This is a genomic window from Clostridium porci (genome assembly GCF_009696375.1).
Taxonomy (GTDB): Bacteria; Bacillota; Clostridia; order Lachnospirales; family Lachnospiraceae; genus Enterocloster; species Enterocloster porci.
The window spans coordinates 247,782-264,460 of sequence record NZ_VUMD01000002.1; the positions used below are offsets into that span (position 1 = coordinate 247,782).

Here is a 16,679-nt window from a genome sequence, read left to right on the forward strand (position 1 = left end):
AGGAGCAGGGAGAGGAGAAGGATGAAGCATATTTTTTTGAATTTAAAACGGTTTGATATTCCAAAGGAATACGGAGGAGTCAACAGCATTGCTCCGATTTGGGAATGGGGAAGCTATATCGTTTCCAGCATTCAGGAGCGGCTGAAAAAGTACGAGAAGGATAGCGTGGAATTTGCCGTATATTTCCCGGAGGCCCATTTGATTCCGGCTGTCCAGGCCCTTTGTGAGAACAGTCCGGTAAAGGTTGGCTGTCAGAGCGTTTATCGGGATGATACGGCGGTGGACGGTGGCTTCGGAGCGTTTACTGCCAACCGGACGGCTAATGGAGCAAGGGCCATCGGCTGCACGACCACCATGATCGGCCACTGTGAGGAGCGTAAGGACAAGGCGGGAATCCTGGCCGAGGCTGGAGTGACGGATAGGAAGGCAGTAAACCGTATTCTGAATCAGGAGATAAAAAGGGCTGTTTCTGCTGGGCTTTCTGTGCTATACTGTATTGGAGAGTCCTCCCAGGAGCAGGAAAGATGGAAAGAGGTTCTAAAGGAGCAGATCGATGTTGGCCTGGAAGGTGTGGATAAGAGCAGGATCGTAATTGCCTATGAACCTATCTGGGCCATTGGGCCGGGCAAGATTCCGCCGGATAAGGATTATATTACGATGATTGGCTCCTATATCAAGGAAATTACAGAGGGCTGTGATGTAGTATATGGGGGCGGCTTAAAGGTGGATAACGCCAGGATGCTGGCCGGCGTGCCGGTGATGGATGGAGGGCTCATAGCTTTGACCAGGTTTCAGGGCGAGATTGGCTTTTATCCGGAAGAATATCTGGAAATCATCAAGACCTATATGGGTTATTAAAGGAGGGCAATTATGAAGTTATCATTTGAATACGGCGCTGGCTTAATGACAGCGGAGCTTCCGGATACGACAGATGTATTTATCCCAGGCGAAACAGTGGCGGATCCACCCTGTATTCCTGAGGATAAGCTGGTGGAGGAGACGCTCAAGTCCATCCGCAATCCTATGGGTATGGAGCCTCTTTCCAAGCTGGCACACAAGGGTTCCAAGATTACCATCATCTTCCCGGACCGGGTAAAGGGCGGAGAGCAGCCTACCTCTCACAGGAAGATTGCCATTAAGCTCATCCTTCAGGAGCTGTACGAGGCAGGCGTTGACAAAAAGGATATCCTGCTCATCTGCTCCAACGGGCTTCACAGAAAAAATACGGAGCAGGAAATCCATAATGTGCTGGGTGATGAACTGTTTCACGCCTTTTGGCATACGCACCAGATCATCAACCATGACAGTGAGGACTATGAGCATCTTGTGGATTTGGGAACAACCGGCAGGGGCGATCCTGTCCTGATGAACAAATATGTTTATGACAGCGATGTCGCCATCCTGATCGGCCATACCCAGGGGAACCCCTACGGCGGCTATTCAGGAGGCTATAAGCATTGTTCCACAGGCATCACCCACTGGCGTTCCATCGCCTCCCACCACGTTCCTGAGGTCATGCACCGGAACGATTTTACTCCGGTCAGCGGTACGTCGCTTATGAGAACAAAGTTTGATGAGATTGGCCAGCATATGGAGAAGTGCATGGGCAAGAAGTTTTTTTGCTGTGACGCGGTGCTGGACACCCGATCCCGGCAGATCGAAATTAACAGCGGATATGCAAAGGTAATGCAGCCTCATTCCTGGAAAGCGGCTGATAAGAGGACCTATGTTCCTTGGGCTGAGAAAAAGTATGACGTAATGATCTTTGGCGCACCGCAGTTCTTCCATTACGGAGAAGGAATGGGAACGAACCCGATTATGCTGATGCAGGCGATTTCCGCACAGGTTATCAGACATAAGCGAATTATGAGCGATCATTGCGTGATCATCTGCTCATCCATCTGTAACGGCTATTTCCATGATGAGCTGTGGCCATATACCAGAGAGATGTATGAGATGTTCCAGCATGACTACATGAATACGCTGCCAGATATGAACCGCTATGGCGAGTATTTCGCGACCAATGAGGAATACATCAGAAAATACCGTTACTGCAACGCTTTCCATCCCTTCCATGGCTTCTCCATGATCAGCTGCGGACATATAGCGGAGATGAATACATCCGCCATTTATATCTGCGGGGCTCAGGAGCCGGGCTACGCAAGAGGTATGGGCTTAAAGACGAGGGCCACCATTGAGGAGGCCTTGGAGGATGCGAAGAAGAAATTTGTAGGGCCTAATCCAAATATTCTTGCCCTTCCCCAGACCTTCAAGCTAAGCGCCGTTCATCTGATGATGAAGAACGAGGTATACGACGGCAAAGGGGCAGAGGACTGTGCCTGTGCCGCTCATATGCATGGATGATATACGTCCCGGAGCTGCCTATTAAGCAGCTCCGGGCTATTGGCGTCGTCCTGCTTATGACTGGGAAAGCAGCTGCGCTTCGGTAAGAAAGTGAACCGGAGCAGGCTTTTAAAAATTTGCCTGAAAGGGGGTATTTTTGTGAAGACATTAATTAAAAATGTATCCGTATATCATAACCATCGCTTTGAGCCTCTGGAGCTTCTGCTAGAGAACGGAAAAATTTCACGTATGGGGGATTGTCAGGGAGAAGCTTGTGATGAGGTTATTGACGGGGAAGGAAAACGAGTGGCGCCAGGCTTTTTCGATATTCATACCCATGGTGCGGTGGGAGTAGATGTAAATGGAGCCGACGCAGAGGGCTTTGAGAAAATCTGCCGGTTTTTTGCCTCTCAGGGGACGACCAGCTGGCTTTGTTCTGTGTTGACGGACACGGAAGAACATACAATGCATGCCATCCGCATGTATAAGGAATGGAAGAAGCTTAAGCACAGGGGGGCGGAACTGGTAGGAATTCATCTGGAGGGACCCTTTTTGTGTCCGGCTTATAAGGGCGCAATGCCGGAGCATCTGTTAAAAAAGCCTGATATGAAGCTTTTAAAGGCGTATCAGGAGGAAGCGGAGGGCGAGGTGCGCTACATCACCGTATCGCCTGAGGTGGAAGGGATTGTGGATTTTATTCCTTACATAAAGAGCCTGGGAATCCAGGTAGCCATTGGTCATTCGGGCGCCGGCTATGAAACTGCCAGAAAGGCCATCCGCAATGGAGCGCTGGGAGCTACCCATACAGGAAATGCCATGAAGCTGCTCCATCAGCATTTTCCCGCAATATGGGGAGCTGTCCTGGAGGATGACGACGTGTACTGCGAGATAATTTGCGACGGCAGGCATCTCCATCCGGGTACGGTGCGCTTTATTATCAAGATCAAGGGCTTAAACCGTGTAGTAGCTGTTACGGATTCCATCATGGCTGCGGGGCTGCCGGACGGCAGCTATAAGCTGGGAGTGAATGACGTGGTAGTTGTGGATGGGGATGCAAAGCTGGCCTCAGACGGAACGCGGGCAGGCAGCACACTGACGACCGGAATGGCTCTTAAGAATCTTCTGAAATTTACGGGACGCTCCCTGGCAGAGCTGATTCCCATGCTGACAGAGAACCCGGCCAGACTCATCGGCGTCTATGACAGGGTAGGCTCCATTGAACCGGGAAAAGACGCGGATCTGGTCTTTTTGGATGAGGACTGTCAGGTAGTACGCACGCTGGTCAAAGGAAAGGTGTGCTATACAAAGGACAGATAGAAACGATAGAAAAGAACAGGAAAGAGATGATTAGCAAATGGATGGATATTTGTATATATTATTCTGGATCGTGAGCTTTGGAGCCTCCATTGCCGGCGCGATCTGCGGAATTGGCGGCGGAGTCATTATCAAGCCGGCTCTGGACGCCTTTGGAGTGTTAAGCGTTCCGACCATTAGCTTCCTGTCCGGCTGCACGGTGCTGGCTATGACATTCTATTCTGTAATTAAGGGAAAGCTGAGCGGGGAATCCCTGATTGATATTAAGACCGGAACGCCTCTGGCTATAGGGGCCGCCATAGGAGGCGTTGCCGGCAAATCCATGTTTCAGGCTGTGTCCGCCAGCTGTGCGGATAAAGATACGGTGGGAGCGGTTCAGGCAGGCTGCCTGCTCATCATTACGCTGGGAACATTGATTTATACCATTAAGAAGGATCGGATTAAGACGCTTTACATAACCAACGCTGCCGCTTGTGTGGTGATTGGAGTAGTCTTGGGGATTTTCTCTTCCTTTCTGGGAATCGGAGGAGGCCCTATTAACCTGGTGGCGCTGTTTTATTTTTTTTCAATGGAGACGAAGGCAGCAGCGCAGAATTCCCTGTATATCATCCTGTTTTCCCAAATTGCCAGCCTTCTTAATTCCCTGATTACCAAAACTGTGCCGGAATTCTCTTTCTGGCTGCTGGTGCTTATGGTGATCGGTGGCATTTTGGGCGGAATAAGCGGGCGAAGCATCAATAAGAAGATAGACTCCAATGTGGTAGATAAGCTGTTTATTTTTCTAATGGCGGTGATTATTGGAATTAATATCTATAATATTTATCAGTTTATCTGATGAGATGAATGGATGCTGCTGATTTATTTCGCAAAAATCCTATTTACCTATTGACAAAGTAGGGAAATTGGTGTATGATACCACCATAGAATTTGAGAAAGCGTTAAAAAGGAGGCAAAAAGCAATGGCAATTAGACATACAGTTATCACAAGCTGCTTCATGTGTTGTTGTCGAATGCTGATCTCCCGGGCATATAATATGGCCAGGCGCTTTGGCGTACTTTGCTTTGCGCCTGCACAAAGCACTTAAAAGAAAGTGTAAGATTTGCCATTTGCCCGGGAGCTTTAAAAAGCCTCGGTTTTTTTGTGCTCAAATTCGACTATCATAATTTCAGAAAAGAGGGTTTGCTATGAGTGAGTATAAGTTTGAAACATTGCAGCTACACGTTGGTCAGGAAGAACCGGACCCTGCTACGGATGCCAGAGCGGTTCCGATTTATCAGACGACTTCTTATGTGTTTAGAAATTCTGCCCATGCGGCTGCCAGATTTGATCTTTCAGATGCCGGAAACATCTATGGCCGCCTTACCAATTCGACTCAGGATGTTCTGGAAAAAAGACTGGCTGCTTTGGAAGGAGGAGCAGCAGCTTTGGCTCTGGCTTCCGGCGCGGCAGCTATCTCGTATGTGATAGAGGCCCTTGCCTCAGACGGCGGGCATATTGTATCTCAGAAAACCATTTATGGAGGCAGCTACAACCTTTTAGAGCATACCCTTCCTCATTTTGGCATTACCACTACCTTCGTGGATGTACATAAGCTGGAAGAGGTGGAACAGGCAATTCAGGAGAATACAAGGGCCATCTATCTAGAAACCCTGGGAAATCCAAACAGCGATATTCCTGATATTGACGCGATTGCAAAGCTAGCTCATAAGCATGGACTTCCTCTGGTAATTGATAATACATTTGGAACGCCTTATCTGATTCGTCCCATTGAGCATGGGGCCGATATAGTTGTACATTCCGCTACTAAATTTATTGGCGGGCATGGAACCACCCTTGGAGGAGTGATTGTGGATTCAGGGAAATTTGACTGGAAGGCAAGCGGAAAATATCCGGCGATTGCCGAGGCAAATCCCAGCTACCATGGAATCTCCTTTGTTGACGCAGCTGGGCCTGCGGCCTTTGTGACTTATATCCGCGCGATTCTTCTTCGCGATACGGGTGCGGCTATTTCTCCCTTTAATGCGTTTCTTCTGCTGCAGGGAGTTGAAACCCTGTCTCTCCGTCTGGAGCGGCATGCGGAAAATACAAAGAAGGTAGTGGAGTATCTGGCAAAGCATCCCAAGGTGGAGCATGTCAATCATCCGTCCCTTCCTGCCCATCCCGATCATTCCCTGTATCAGAAGTATTTTCCGAAGGGCGGAGCCTCGATTTTCACCTTTGAGATTCAAGGAGGTCAGGAGGAAGCCCACAAATTTATTGACAGCTTAAAGATTTTCTCCCTTCTGGCAAATGTGGCGGATGTAAAGAGTCTGGTGATTCACCCGGCTACCACAACCCACTCTCAGCTAACCCAGGAGGAGCTGCTCGATCAGGGAATCAAGCCCAATACGATCCGCCTGTCCATTGGGACAGAACATATTGATGATATTATCGCCGATCTGGAGCGGGGATTTCAGGCGGTATAAGAGTGGAATTAAGAATGAAAGGGGGAAATAATTCTGAGGATAGATGTGCTGGCTGATTATCTGCCGTTGTATGGAAAGGCTGCGTTATTGACAGTCAGGCTTGGGCTGACGGGAGTTGTTTTCTCCATTCTGCTTGGACTTGTGTGCGCATTGATTCAATATTTTAAAATTCCGGTTCTTCGCAGGGTTGTGTCTGTGTATGTTGAGTTAAGCCGTAATACGCCCCTTTTGATTCAGCTGTTCTTTATCTATTATGGAATACCAAAGCTTGGAATACCGACAGAGGCTGCAGCCTGTGGTATAGCGGGCCTGACCTTTCTGGGAGGGGGATACATGGCGGAAGCCTTCCGAAGCGGGCTGGAGGCAATACCGGATATGCAAAGAGAATGTGCTTACAGTCTGGGAATGAGCCGGTTTCAGGCAATGTGGTATATTATTCTGCCCCAGGCTGTTTCCATTAGTGTTCCTGCTTTTGCTGCAAATGTGATTTTCCTTTTGAAAGAGACCAGTGTTTTCAGCGCAATCAGCCTGATGGATCTGATGTTTACAGCCAAGGATTTAATTGGCCTGTATTATAAAACAACAGAGAGCCTGTTTCTCTTAGTTGTGTTTTATTTGATGATTCTGCTTCCAGTTTCTATATTGGGGAGTTTCCTGGAAAGGAGGCTGCGCTATGCCGGATTTGGGACTTGACGTGCTGCTTAAAGGGAAGAATCTGGTCAGGCTTCTGGGAGGTCTGGGGGTAGCGCTTAAAATTAGCCTGATTTCTGTGGCTCTTAGCATTCCCCTTGGAATACTGCTGGGAGCGCTGATGACATGGAGGAATCCTATAATCAGAGGGGGGCTGAGAGTGTATCTGGAGACGATCCGAATCCTTCCGCAGATGGTTTTGCTGTTTCTCCTTTATTTTGGAACAACCAGAGCCTTTGGCTGGAATCTCACGGGAGAAATGGCAGCTGTCATTGTATTTACCCTGTGGGGAACTGCGGAAATGAGCGATCTGGTGCGCAGTGCGCTGCTCTCTATCCCTGTTCACCAATACGAAAGCAGCGCAGCCCTGGGCCTTGGAAAAGTACAGACTTATCTGTATATTATCATTCCCCAGGCTGTACGTAGACTGATTCCTCTGTCGATGAATCTGATCACCCGAATGATTAAAACAACCAGTCTGGTTCTGATGATCGGAGTGGTGGAGGTACTGAAAGTGGCGCAGCAGATAATAGAAGCAAACCGGATGTCCAGTCCCAACGCGGCTTTTGGAGTTTATCTTTTTATATTTATCTTATATTTTCTTGCCTGCTGGCCCATCAGCCTGTTTGCAAAATATCTGGAACAAAAATGGAGATGAAGCCTTATGAGTGAAATGCTGTTATCTGTAAAAAACCTTACCAAGTGCTATGGGAAAAGCAAGGTATTGGATCACATTGATTTTCAGGTTCGTCAGGGAGAGGTCATTGTGGTGGTGGGACCCAGCGGCTGCGGAAAGAGTACCCTGCTGCGGTGTATCAATGCGCTGGAGCCGATTCAGGAGGGCGAAATCAGACTGGATGAGGAGATTGTGAATCCAGGCGCTAAGAAGCTGGCAGAGCTTCGGCAGAGGATCGGTATGGTGTTTCAAAGCTATGAGCTGTTCCCTCACCTGACTGTGCTGGATAATGTTATGCTTGCTCCCTGTAAGGTACAGAAGCGGAAAAAGGATGAGGTTCGTCAGGAGGCATATGCCCTCCTGGAGCGGGTTGGCCTTAAGGAAAAGGCCGGCAGCTACCCCAGGGAACTGTCAGGCGGACAAAAGCAGAGGGCAGCCATTGTCAGAGCACTCTGTATGGGGCCGGAGCTGCTGCTTTTTGACGAGGTCACAGCTTCTCTTGACCCGGAAATGGTTCGTGAGGTTCTGGACGTGATGCTTGGTCTGGCAGCTGCCGGAAAAACGATGATAATTGTAACCCATGAGATGCAGTTTGCAAGAGCTGTGGCGGATCGGATTTTGTTTCTGGACGGTGGGAAGGTCATAGAGGATACTCTGCCGGAGGAATTTTTTGTGCGGCCCAAAACAGAACGGGCAAGAAAATTTTTACATACGTTTGAATTTGAAACAGTGAAGGCCCATGGTAAGGGGGCTTTAGCTGAATGAGGAGGAATATTATGAAGAAATTAAGGAGACTTACAGCGCTGACCTTTTCTATCATCCTGGCGTTTTCGCTGTCTGCCTGCAAAAGCAGCAGCCCCGAAGGTGCAGGCAGCGCCTCAGAGGGCGGCAGTCATGTGGTTTATCGCACGCTGGATGAAATTAAGGCAGCTGGAACCATCAATATCGGCGTGTTTTCTGATAAGAATCCATTTGGCTTTGTAGATGAAAATGGAGAATACCAAGGCTATGATGTTTATTTTGCCAACCGAATCGGAGCGGATCTTGGCGTAAACGTAAATTTTGTTTCCACAGAAGCAGCAAATCGCATCGAGTATCTTCAGACGGGCAAGGTGGACGTCATTCTCGCGAATTTTACGGTTACTGAGGAGCGGGCGGAGGAAGTGGATTTTGCCCTTCCTTATATGAAGGTTGCTCTGGGAGTGGTATCTCCTGCTGCCAATACAATTACGACTCTGGATAACTGGAAGGATGAAGATGCGATGATCGTTATTTCCGGCACTACGGCGGAGACATATCTGACTAAAAATTATCCTAATATTACCCTTCAAAAATATGATACCTATGCAAATGCAAAAAACGCACTGGAGAATGGCAATGCCGTGGCATGGGCCAATGATAACACGGAGGTTATCGCCTTTGCATTGCAAAACCATGGATATACGGTTGGGATACCCTCTCTTGGCAGTCAGGACACAATCGCTCCTGCAGTTTCCAAGGGCAACAGCACCCTGCTGGATTGGATCAACGAAGAGATAAAACGTCTTGGGGATGAGCAGTTCTTCCACGCAAACTATGAGGCGACGCTGGTTGACACCTATGGCAGTGATTATGAGGACAGCCTTGTTGTGGAAGGGGGCGTAGTTAATCAATAATATATATCCTAATTGCTCCGTACCATTCGTACAGAGTTACGGAGGGGGAAGCATAAGCTACCAAAAGCTTGGAAGTTCTTCAAGCTGATAAAAGTGGTAGCAAAGGTTCCACACAGCTGTTCCTGATTATGGAGGACGGTGGGATAGAACTTATGTAGCAGCGAAGAGGCTATATTCATTTGGAAATTTCAGTAAATATGTTCGGCCAGACTATATCAGAATTGATATTAGTGAAAATCCGTATGGAAATTTATATTTATCTGCATATCAAAATCCAAAAACAAGGCAATTTACAATTTCAACCAATTAATGCAAAAAATGGAGAATAAATAACATTGAGGATGCAAGGGGGGGCATCCTGGAAGTGCAGAACGTCGGAAGGACTGGCGGTCTGCATTTTTTTGTATTAAATAAATAAAAATATTCTATAAATGAAGCATAATAATATTATATATGATAAAATAAGCGATATGTAGTATGATATATAGGTAATATCAAAGCGGTAGGGGGATGGTTGATGGAAATTTACTGATGATTGTTGTACTATCGTTTATACAGTTGAAGGCGGGTGATAAGCGTGACTAAAGGTTCAGGAAGCCATTTTTATCCTATAAGGGCTGTAGCTGAGAGAAAGAGGAACCGTAGGCCCTAAGGAAGAAAACAGATGTACAGAAAGAAAATTGTGTGATATAATTTTTCATTAGAAAGGTCTGCTTTCTTTGTGTTTTTGTAATGCCTGTTTGGACATTGACAGCTTGATAGGAAGATGATTGATTATGGAGCCGGCGCCAGGCTGGCTTTGTAATAGATACAGGCCTGTGTATGCAGGTGAAAAATAACTGAAGGGGAAGTAATGCTCTGACCCAAAGAAAGGAAATCATTATGTATAATCCAAAATCATTAAAAGCAGAAGAATTTATCTGCCACGAGGAAATTCTTGAAACCCTTGCCTATGGGGAAAAGAATAAGGATAATGTGGAATTAATTGATTCCATTATCCAAAAAGCCCGGCTTTTAAAAGGGTTGAATCACAGGGAAGCCTCGGTGCTGCTGGCCTGCGAGATGCCGGACAAGATTGAAGAGATGTATAGCATTGCAGAGGAGATTAAGAAAAAATTATACGGGAACCGCATCGTCATGTTTGCGCCTCTTTATCTATCCAACTACTGCATTAACGGCTGTACCTACTGTCCCTACCATGGAAAGAACAAACACATTACCAGGAAGAAGCTGACCCAGGAGGAGGTTGTCAAGGAGGTAACTGCTTTGCAGGATATGGGACATAAGCGCCTGGCTCTGGAGGCAGGGGAAGATCCGGTTCACAATCCCATCGAGTACATACTGGAATGCATTCAGACGATTTATTCGGTGAAGCATAAAAACGGAGCAATCCGCAGGGTCAATGTCAACATTGCGGCAACTACGGTTGAAAATTACCGAAGGCTTAAGGAAGCTGGAATCGGAACCTATATCCTGTTTCAGGAAACCTATCACAAGGAGAGCTATGAGCTGCTCCATCCCACTGGGCCAAAGCATGATTACAATTATCATACCGAGGCTATGGATCGTGCCATGGAGGGAGGCATCGATGATGTGGGCCTGGGAGTTCTGTTTGGGCTGGAGCGGTACAAATATGAGTTTGCAGGCCTTCTGATGCATGCGGAGCATTTGGAGGCGGTTCACGGCGTGGGTCCTCATACCATCAGCGTGCCCCGCATTAAGCATGCGGACGATATTGATCCATCTGTGTTTGATAACAGTATAGATGACGAGGTATTTGCAAAGCTCTGCGCCCTCATCCGCCTGGCTGTTCCTTATACAGGCATGATTATTTCCACCAGAGAGAGCCAGAGAGTAAGGGAAAAGGTCATCCGTCTGGGCGTATCACAGATAAGCGGAGCCTCTAGAACCAGCGTAGGCGGCTACCAGGAAAAGGAGCGTCCCACAGACACAGAGCAGTTTGACGTTTCCGACCAGAGAAGCCTGGACGAAGTAGTGCGCTGGCTGATGGAAATGGGATATATCCCCTCATTTTGTACAGCATGCTATCGGGAGGGGCGTACAGGAGATCGGTTTATGAGCCTATGCAAGAGCGGACAGATTCAAAACTGCTGCCATCCCAACGCGCTAATGACTCTGAAGGAGTTTCTTATGGATTATGCTTCAGAGGAGACCAGGGCCCTGGGAGAGAAAATGATACAGGATGAGCTTGCCAATATACCTAAGGATAAGGTGAGGGAGGTCTGTCGGGAGCATTTGGAGAAGATTGAGCGGGGAATCCGTGATTTTCGTTTCTGAACGATAGATTTCATTCGTTTAAGTGGGGCAATTTGTGTTATACTGAAAACGGCAAATAAGTATAATAGCACAGATTTTTATGGAAGGATAACCTTTGCATGCAGACACTGAATCAGGATATCAAGAACCGCACGTTCAAGCCTGTATATCTTTTATACGGCGAGGAAGCATATCTGAAACATAATTACAAAAGCCGTCTGAGGGAGGCCGTCACATCCGGGGACACTATGAATTACAATTACTATGAGGGCAAAGGGGCTGATGTGAATAAAATCATTGGCCTTTCCGACACTATGCCCTTTTTTGCGGATAAGCGTCTGATTCTACTGGAGGATACCGGCTTTTTCAAAGGCGGAGCCGCAGGGGAGGAGCTAGCGGCCTATGCAGAGCGGATTCCAGAGAGCACCTGTATTGTGTTTGTAGAGTCGGAGGTAGATAAACGGAGCAAGCTATATAAGGCAGTGAAAAAATACGGCTATCCGGCAGAGCTGTCCCGCCAGGCTCCGGGGCAGCTGTCCAGGTGGGCGGCGGGGCTTCTCTCTAAAAACGGGAGGAAGATAACAGGCCGCACCATGGAATATTTTTTAAGCAGGGTGGGAGACGATATGGAGAATATCAGCTCAGAGCTGGAAAAGCTTACCTGTTATACCCTGGGCAGGGATGTGATTACAAAGGAGGATGTGGACGCAGTCTGCGTTCCGCAGGTGACGAATAAGATATTCGATATGATAACGGCCATCACCAGCCAAAACACCAGAGGGGCAATGGATTTGTATGAGGATTTGCTTACCTTGAAGGAGCCGCCTATGCGGATTCTGTTCCTGATTGCAAGACAGTTTAACCAGATTCTCCAGGTAAAGGAGCTAATGGGAACCGGGATGGAGAAGGGGGCCATTGCTTCTAAGCTTAAGCTGCAGCCCTTTGTAACAGGGAAGCTTATGCTTCAGGCCAGGATATTTTCCAGAGAACAGATTCTTTCTTATGTGAAGTTCTGTGTGGATATGGAGGAGCACGTAAAGACAGGAAGGCTTCCGGATCGCATGGCAGTGGAGCTTTTGATAACGAATCAATACTGAGCGGTAAAGGTTTGGGAAAGGATGAAGAGAATGGAGAAGGACAGCATGGAAAAGGATTGTATTGAAGCAAGCGCTCTGGAGCATATTAAGATTCAGACGAAACAGGTGTTAAAGGAACTGCTGGAGACGGCCCATATGAAGCCAGGGCAGATTCTAGTTGTGGGATGCTCCTCCAGCGAGATTGCCAGCTTTAAAATCGGCTCTCATTCCAGCGGTGATATTGGGAGAGCGGTTTTCACGGCTCTCCATGAGGAGCTGGCTCCTATGGGAATTTATCTGGCAGCCCAATGCTGCGAGCATTTGAATCGTGCGGTGATATTGGAGGCGGAGGCTGCGAAGCAATATGGCTGGGAGCCGGTAAATGTAGTGCCCCAGCTAAAGGCTGGGGGCTCCTTTGGGACGGCTGCCTGGGCTGCTCTTAAGGAGCCGGTGGCAGTGGAGCGCATTAGAGCTCATGCTGGAATCGATATTGGAGATACGTTAATCGGCATGCATCTTAAGGAGGTAGCGGTGCCTGTTCGGATTCAGACAAAGGAAATCGGAAGCGCCCATATAGTCTGTGCCAGAACCAGGCCCAAATTTATCGGAGGAATGCGGGCGTGCTATGATGAGAGCCGTATGTAGAAGCTGTAGCGTCGTATGTTTACGTTCCTGTTTTCGACGGCCGTCTGGATACGGGTATGGCGATACAGCGGTAAGGGATAGGAAGTGCCAGTGTTCATGAAATCAATCTGCTGCACAATAGGCAGTTCAATTTCCGGTAACCTCAAGAGGGCGTCCCAAAAGTCATTGTAGACTTTCGAGATGCCCTCTTGAAGTTCGATTTGCAGATGGAAGTATTCAGCTTCCCTCGTTCACAATTTCTTCCAGTACCCGAATCAAATCCTGGAGCGATTCCAGGCGTACATTACGTTCCAGAATGCAGTTTTTCAGGTCGATTGAAAGAGTTTCAAATTTGTCCCGTATAGTCGGGGAGACATAGGATGCCATTTCACTCACCTCAATCATAGTATGTGAGAATCCATAATCTTTATGCGTTTTACTGTAATTTTACGGGGGGAAGCTAGTTGGAAGGGATGCAGTAAAGACCCCTTCCGGCGGGTCAGTCCGAAAGGGGCCTAATGTCTGAAATTCATTCTCTATTTTAATTAAGCGATAGAATTAACGGCCTTGGATAAACGGGATACTTTACGGGAAGAAGTGTTACTGTGGTAAACTCCCTTAGAAGTAGCCTTATCAATCTCAGAGGTAGCAGCCAGCAGCGCAGCCTGGGCAGCAGCCTTGTCCCCGGCAGCAACAGCAGCGTTCACCTTTTTGATCGAAGTTTTAACCCTGGAGCGGATCGCCTTGTTTCTAGCAGCCTTAGTTTCGTTTACTAAGATTCTCTTCTTTGCAGATTTAATGTTAGCCAATGAAATACACCTCCGTTCTTAAAATAAATAGTTTCTTTGTGTTTTCCATCAAAGTCTGGACACGGACAGTTCAATGTAAACATACTTTTATATTCTATCGAATTTGCCGGAAAATGTCAAGGAGTATTTGGGAGAATTTCACGACAAACGCAAGAATGAATAAATGGTAAATGAATCTGAGTTTTTATGCGATTCCATAGTATAAGCTGTGATTTTTTAGAAAGGCTGCCGGATCTGGCAAGGCATACATAATATTGGCAATTTAAGACCAAAATAACCATGAGATGGAAGAAAAACAGCTGAGAGGTGAACGCATATGCAGGAACATGAAGTCGTAGAAATGTTGAATACGGCAGAGCAGGGACAATTTGAGGTCAGAACCGATCTTGCTCTGGAGCAGAAGGAGAGCTTTCAGGGAGACGGAGGGGAAATATCCGGCGTTAAGCTGAAGGAATGGCGGCGTCAGAAAAGCCAGGTAAAGCTGACTGAGGTGAAAATCCTCAACGATCAGGGAGCGCAAGCTATGGGAAAGCCGAAGGGCACCTACCTGACTCTGGAGGCAGACCGGCTTTCCAAGGGGGATGATGAGTACCACAGCGAAATAGCGGAGGAGCTGGCCCGTCAGATACGGCGACTTACAGGGGAGATGATTAACTGGAAGAGGAATGCTTTGCCTTCCATACTTGTGGTAGGCTTGGGAAATGCCTCAGTAACCCCGGACTCCCTGGGGCCGAGGGTTCTGGGAAATCTCCAGGTGACCAGGCACCTGGAGGGACAATATGGGGATTCCTTCCTTAAGGACAGGGGACTTTTGGCATTGAGCGGAATCGCTCCTGGTGTAATGGCCCAGACTGGTATGGAGACTGCGGAAATCCTGATGGGAATTATCAGCCAGATACACCCGGATTTGATTATTGCCATCGATGCCCTGGCAGCCAGAAGCGTGCGTAGACTTGGCACTACCATACAGCTTACGGATACTGGCATACATCCGGGCTCCGGCGTAGGAAACCACCGCCACAGCCTTACAAAGGAAAGTATGGGTGTGCCTGTGCTGGCAATCGGAGTGCCTACGGTTGTGGGGGCGGCGGCCATCGTTCATGATACGGTGTCCGCTCTGGTAAGGGTGCTGTCTCAGAATGACAGCACCAAAGGGACAGGAAGCTGGATTGAGGAAATGGATCCCGACCAGCAATACCAGCTGATCAGGGAGCTTCTGGAGCCGGAGTTTGGCCCATTGTATGTAACCCCGCCGGATATCGATCAGTCAGTGAAGCAGCTGAGCTTTACCATATCAGAGGGGATTCATCAGGCTGTGTTTGCACGGAATAGTCAAAGCCTTCGTCCTGAGAAGTGATTGGATTGGAAGGGATGAATAAAGCCGCAATATCTATGGGATTGCTGCATATCATATTACGAGAGCATGCTTGAAATTCGAAGCTGCTCCAGAATAACGTCAGGTGGAATATGATATGAGATTAAGACGTGGAGGCATGGACCGGCTGATACGCCGGTTTATTGCCGGCACGGTCCTGATGCTCCTGCTCCTTCTTTGGGGACGCTATATCAGCCAGGGGGCAGGCGCTGTTATAAAAATGGATCTCAGGCAGCTCCTTCAGGCAGGAGGCCAGTGGCTAGTAGAGGCCATCTGGAACCACGCTGGCCCGCTGAGCCCGGATGCAGGATACAGAATCGGAGAACGTTTCAGAATCGAAGGAGATGAGAAAATCCCAGATCCAGATCCATCCTACCGGAAATATCAGGCTGTGAAAGCCTTTTACCAGGAGCATCAGTATCTGGCCTGGTACGGCAATGAGGAATCAGGGCAGCAGACAACAGACCCACAGACGGCGGCTGCCTCGAAATCCGCCTCTGACGGGAGAGAAGCAGCGGGAGAGGGAGACATTTCAGGCGGTCAGCCGGGGGCTTTTCTGATCGGCTCTATGAACCGTCCGATTACAGGCTCCACCTATGTGATGGAGCAGCTGATGGATTATGATTTTCTTATGAAGCATTTTTACAGTGTACATACCTCTACCACGGCAGGCAGGGAGCTGATGAATGCCAAAGTCTTGTTGGAGAAGGACCTGACTCTGGAGAAGGACAGCTCCAAACCCCAGATACTGATCTACCACACCCATTCCCAGGAGGCCTTTAAGGATTCCGGGCCAGGACAGACTGTGATAGGTTTGGGGGAGTATCTGACAAGGCTGCTGGAGGCAAAGGGCTATCGTGTCTATCATGACAAGTCGGTATATGATTTGAAGAACGGGGAGCTGGACCGAAGCAAGGCCTACAATTATGCCCTGGAAGGCATTGCCAGTATCCTCCAGAAGAATCCTTCGATTCAGGTGGTGCTGGACATCCACCGGGACGGCGTAGGAGAAAATCTGCATATGGTGACTCAGGTGGACGGCAAGGATACAGCCCAGATTATGTTTTTTAACGGATTAAGTCAGACGCCGGAAGGCCCCATCGAGTATCTTCAAAATCCTTTCCGGGAGGATAACCTGGCCTTCAGCCTGCAGATGCAGCTGGATGCGGAAGCCTACTATCCCGGCCTTACCAGGAAGATTTATCTGAAGGGCCTGCGCTACAACCAGCATCTTCGTCCGTGCTCCAGCCTCATCGAGGTAGGCGCTCAGACGAATACCTATCAGGAAGCCCTGAATGCCATGGAGCCTTTGTCAGAGCTTCTGGATATGGTTCTGGGGGGCGAAAGAAATTAGACGGGAAGGGGGATGATAAA

16 protein-coding genes are annotated in these 16,679 nt (G+C 48.3%); 14 read left to right on the plus strand and 2 right to left on the minus strand.

What is annotated here, in order from left to right; genetic code table 11:
* Positions 1 to 21 precede the first annotated feature (21 nt).
* The 12 genes from FYJ39_RS03405 to FYJ39_RS03460 all read left to right on the plus strand — a co-directional run bounded on the left by FYJ39_RS03405 (position 22) and on the right by FYJ39_RS03460 (position 13,142).
* Entirely contained in the window at positions 22 to 858 is an 837-nt protein-coding gene (locus FYJ39_RS03405) for a triose-phosphate isomerase (RefSeq protein WP_154471042.1), read from the plus strand.
* A 12-nt stretch (positions 859 to 870) separates the two neighbouring features.
* A complete protein-coding gene (locus FYJ39_RS03410) occupies positions 871 to 2,364 on the plus strand; it encodes a lactate racemase domain-containing protein (protein WP_154471043.1) in 1,494 nt (497 codons plus the stop codon).
* Positions 2,365 to 2,502: 138 nt separating this feature from the next.
* Entirely contained in the window at positions 2,503 to 3,660 is a 1,158-nt protein-coding gene (gene nagA, locus FYJ39_RS03415; RefSeq protein WP_287847793.1) for an N-acetylglucosamine-6-phosphate deacetylase, read from the plus strand.
* A gap of 37 nt (positions 3,661 to 3,697) precedes the next feature.
* Positions 3,698 to 4,492, plus strand: a complete 795-nt coding sequence (locus FYJ39_RS03420; protein ID WP_154471044.1) for a sulfite exporter TauE/SafE family protein — start codon at positions 3,698 to 3,700, stop codon at positions 4,490 to 4,492.
* 350 nt (positions 4,493 to 4,842) lie between these two features.
* Complete coding sequence (locus FYJ39_RS03425) at positions 4,843 to 6,123, plus strand: O-acetylhomoserine aminocarboxypropyltransferase/cysteine synthase family protein (RefSeq protein WP_154471045.1); 1,281 nt, start codon at positions 4,843 to 4,845, stop codon at positions 6,121 to 6,123.
* 45 nt (positions 6,124 to 6,168) lie between these two features.
* Positions 6,169 to 6,816 carry an amino acid ABC transporter permease gene (locus tag FYJ39_RS03430; protein WP_456236679.1) on the plus strand — a complete coding sequence of 216 codons (648 nt, stop codon included), beginning with the start codon at positions 6,169 to 6,171 and terminating at the stop codon, positions 6,814 to 6,816.
* A complete protein-coding gene (locus tag FYJ39_RS03435; protein WP_154471047.1) occupies positions 6,797 to 7,471 on the plus strand; it encodes an amino acid ABC transporter permease in 675 nt (224 codons plus the stop codon). Before FYJ39_RS03430 ends, FYJ39_RS03435 begins: the two co-directional genes overlap by 20 nt.
* Before the next feature lie 6 nt (positions 7,472 to 7,477).
* Entirely contained in the window at positions 7,478 to 8,254 is a 777-nt protein-coding gene (locus FYJ39_RS03440; RefSeq protein ID WP_154471048.1) for an amino acid ABC transporter ATP-binding protein, read from the plus strand.
* An 11-nt stretch (positions 8,255 to 8,265) separates the two neighbouring features.
* A complete protein-coding gene (locus FYJ39_RS03445; protein ID WP_154471049.1) occupies positions 8,266 to 9,144 on the plus strand; it encodes a transporter substrate-binding domain-containing protein in 879 nt (292 codons plus the stop codon).
* A gap of 882 nt (positions 9,145 to 10,026) precedes the next feature.
* Positions 10,027 to 11,442 carry a [FeFe] hydrogenase H-cluster radical SAM maturase HydG gene (gene hydG, locus FYJ39_RS03450; RefSeq protein WP_154471050.1) on the plus strand — a complete coding sequence of 472 codons (1,416 nt, stop codon included), beginning with the start codon at positions 10,027 to 10,029 and terminating at the stop codon, positions 11,440 to 11,442.
* Positions 11,443 to 11,540: 98 nt separating this feature from the next.
* Positions 11,541 to 12,518 (plus strand): DNA polymerase III subunit delta, encoded by a 978-nt coding sequence (gene holA / locus FYJ39_RS03455; protein ID WP_154471051.1) that lies wholly within the window; start codon positions 11,541 to 11,543, stop codon positions 12,516 to 12,518.
* Positions 12,519 to 12,563: 45 nt separating this feature from the next.
* Positions 12,564 to 13,142 (plus strand): TIGR01440 family protein, encoded by a 579-nt coding sequence (locus tag FYJ39_RS03460; protein WP_407923824.1) that lies wholly within the window; start codon positions 12,564 to 12,566, stop codon positions 13,140 to 13,142.
* Positions 13,143 to 13,358: 216 nt separating this feature from the next.
* Here the strand turns inward: FYJ39_RS03460 and FYJ39_RS03465 are convergent, their stop codons facing one another.
* Together FYJ39_RS03465 and rpsT are read right to left on the minus strand one after the other, a co-directional pair.
* Positions 13,359 to 13,508, minus strand: a complete 150-nt coding sequence (locus FYJ39_RS03465) for a molecular chaperone GroEL (RefSeq protein ID WP_154471131.1) — start codon at positions 13,506 to 13,508, stop codon at positions 13,359 to 13,361.
* A gap of 158 nt (positions 13,509 to 13,666) precedes the next feature.
* The gene (gene rpsT, locus FYJ39_RS03470; RefSeq protein WP_154471053.1) at positions 13,667 to 13,930 is read right to left on the minus strand and encodes a 30S ribosomal protein S20; all 264 of its coding nucleotides are present in this window, start codon (positions 13,928 to 13,930) and stop codon (positions 13,667 to 13,669) included.
* Positions 13,931 to 14,246: 316 nt separating this feature from the next.
* On the opposite strand from rpsT, the gene gpr reads away from it, so the two are divergent.
* Together gpr and FYJ39_RS03480 are read left to right on the plus strand one after the other, a co-directional pair.
* Positions 14,247 to 15,287: a GPR endopeptidase gene (gene gpr / locus FYJ39_RS03475; protein WP_154471054.1), complete on the plus strand. Its 1,041-nt coding sequence runs from the start codon at positions 14,247 to 14,249 to the stop codon at positions 15,285 to 15,287.
* A 115-nt stretch (positions 15,288 to 15,402) separates the two neighbouring features.
* On the plus strand, positions 15,403 to 16,659 hold the full coding sequence (locus tag FYJ39_RS03480) for a stage II sporulation protein P (RefSeq protein WP_154471055.1): 1,257 nt from the start codon (positions 15,403 to 15,405) through the stop codon (positions 16,657 to 16,659).
* The last annotated feature ends 20 nt before the right edge of the window (positions 16,660 to 16,679 follow it).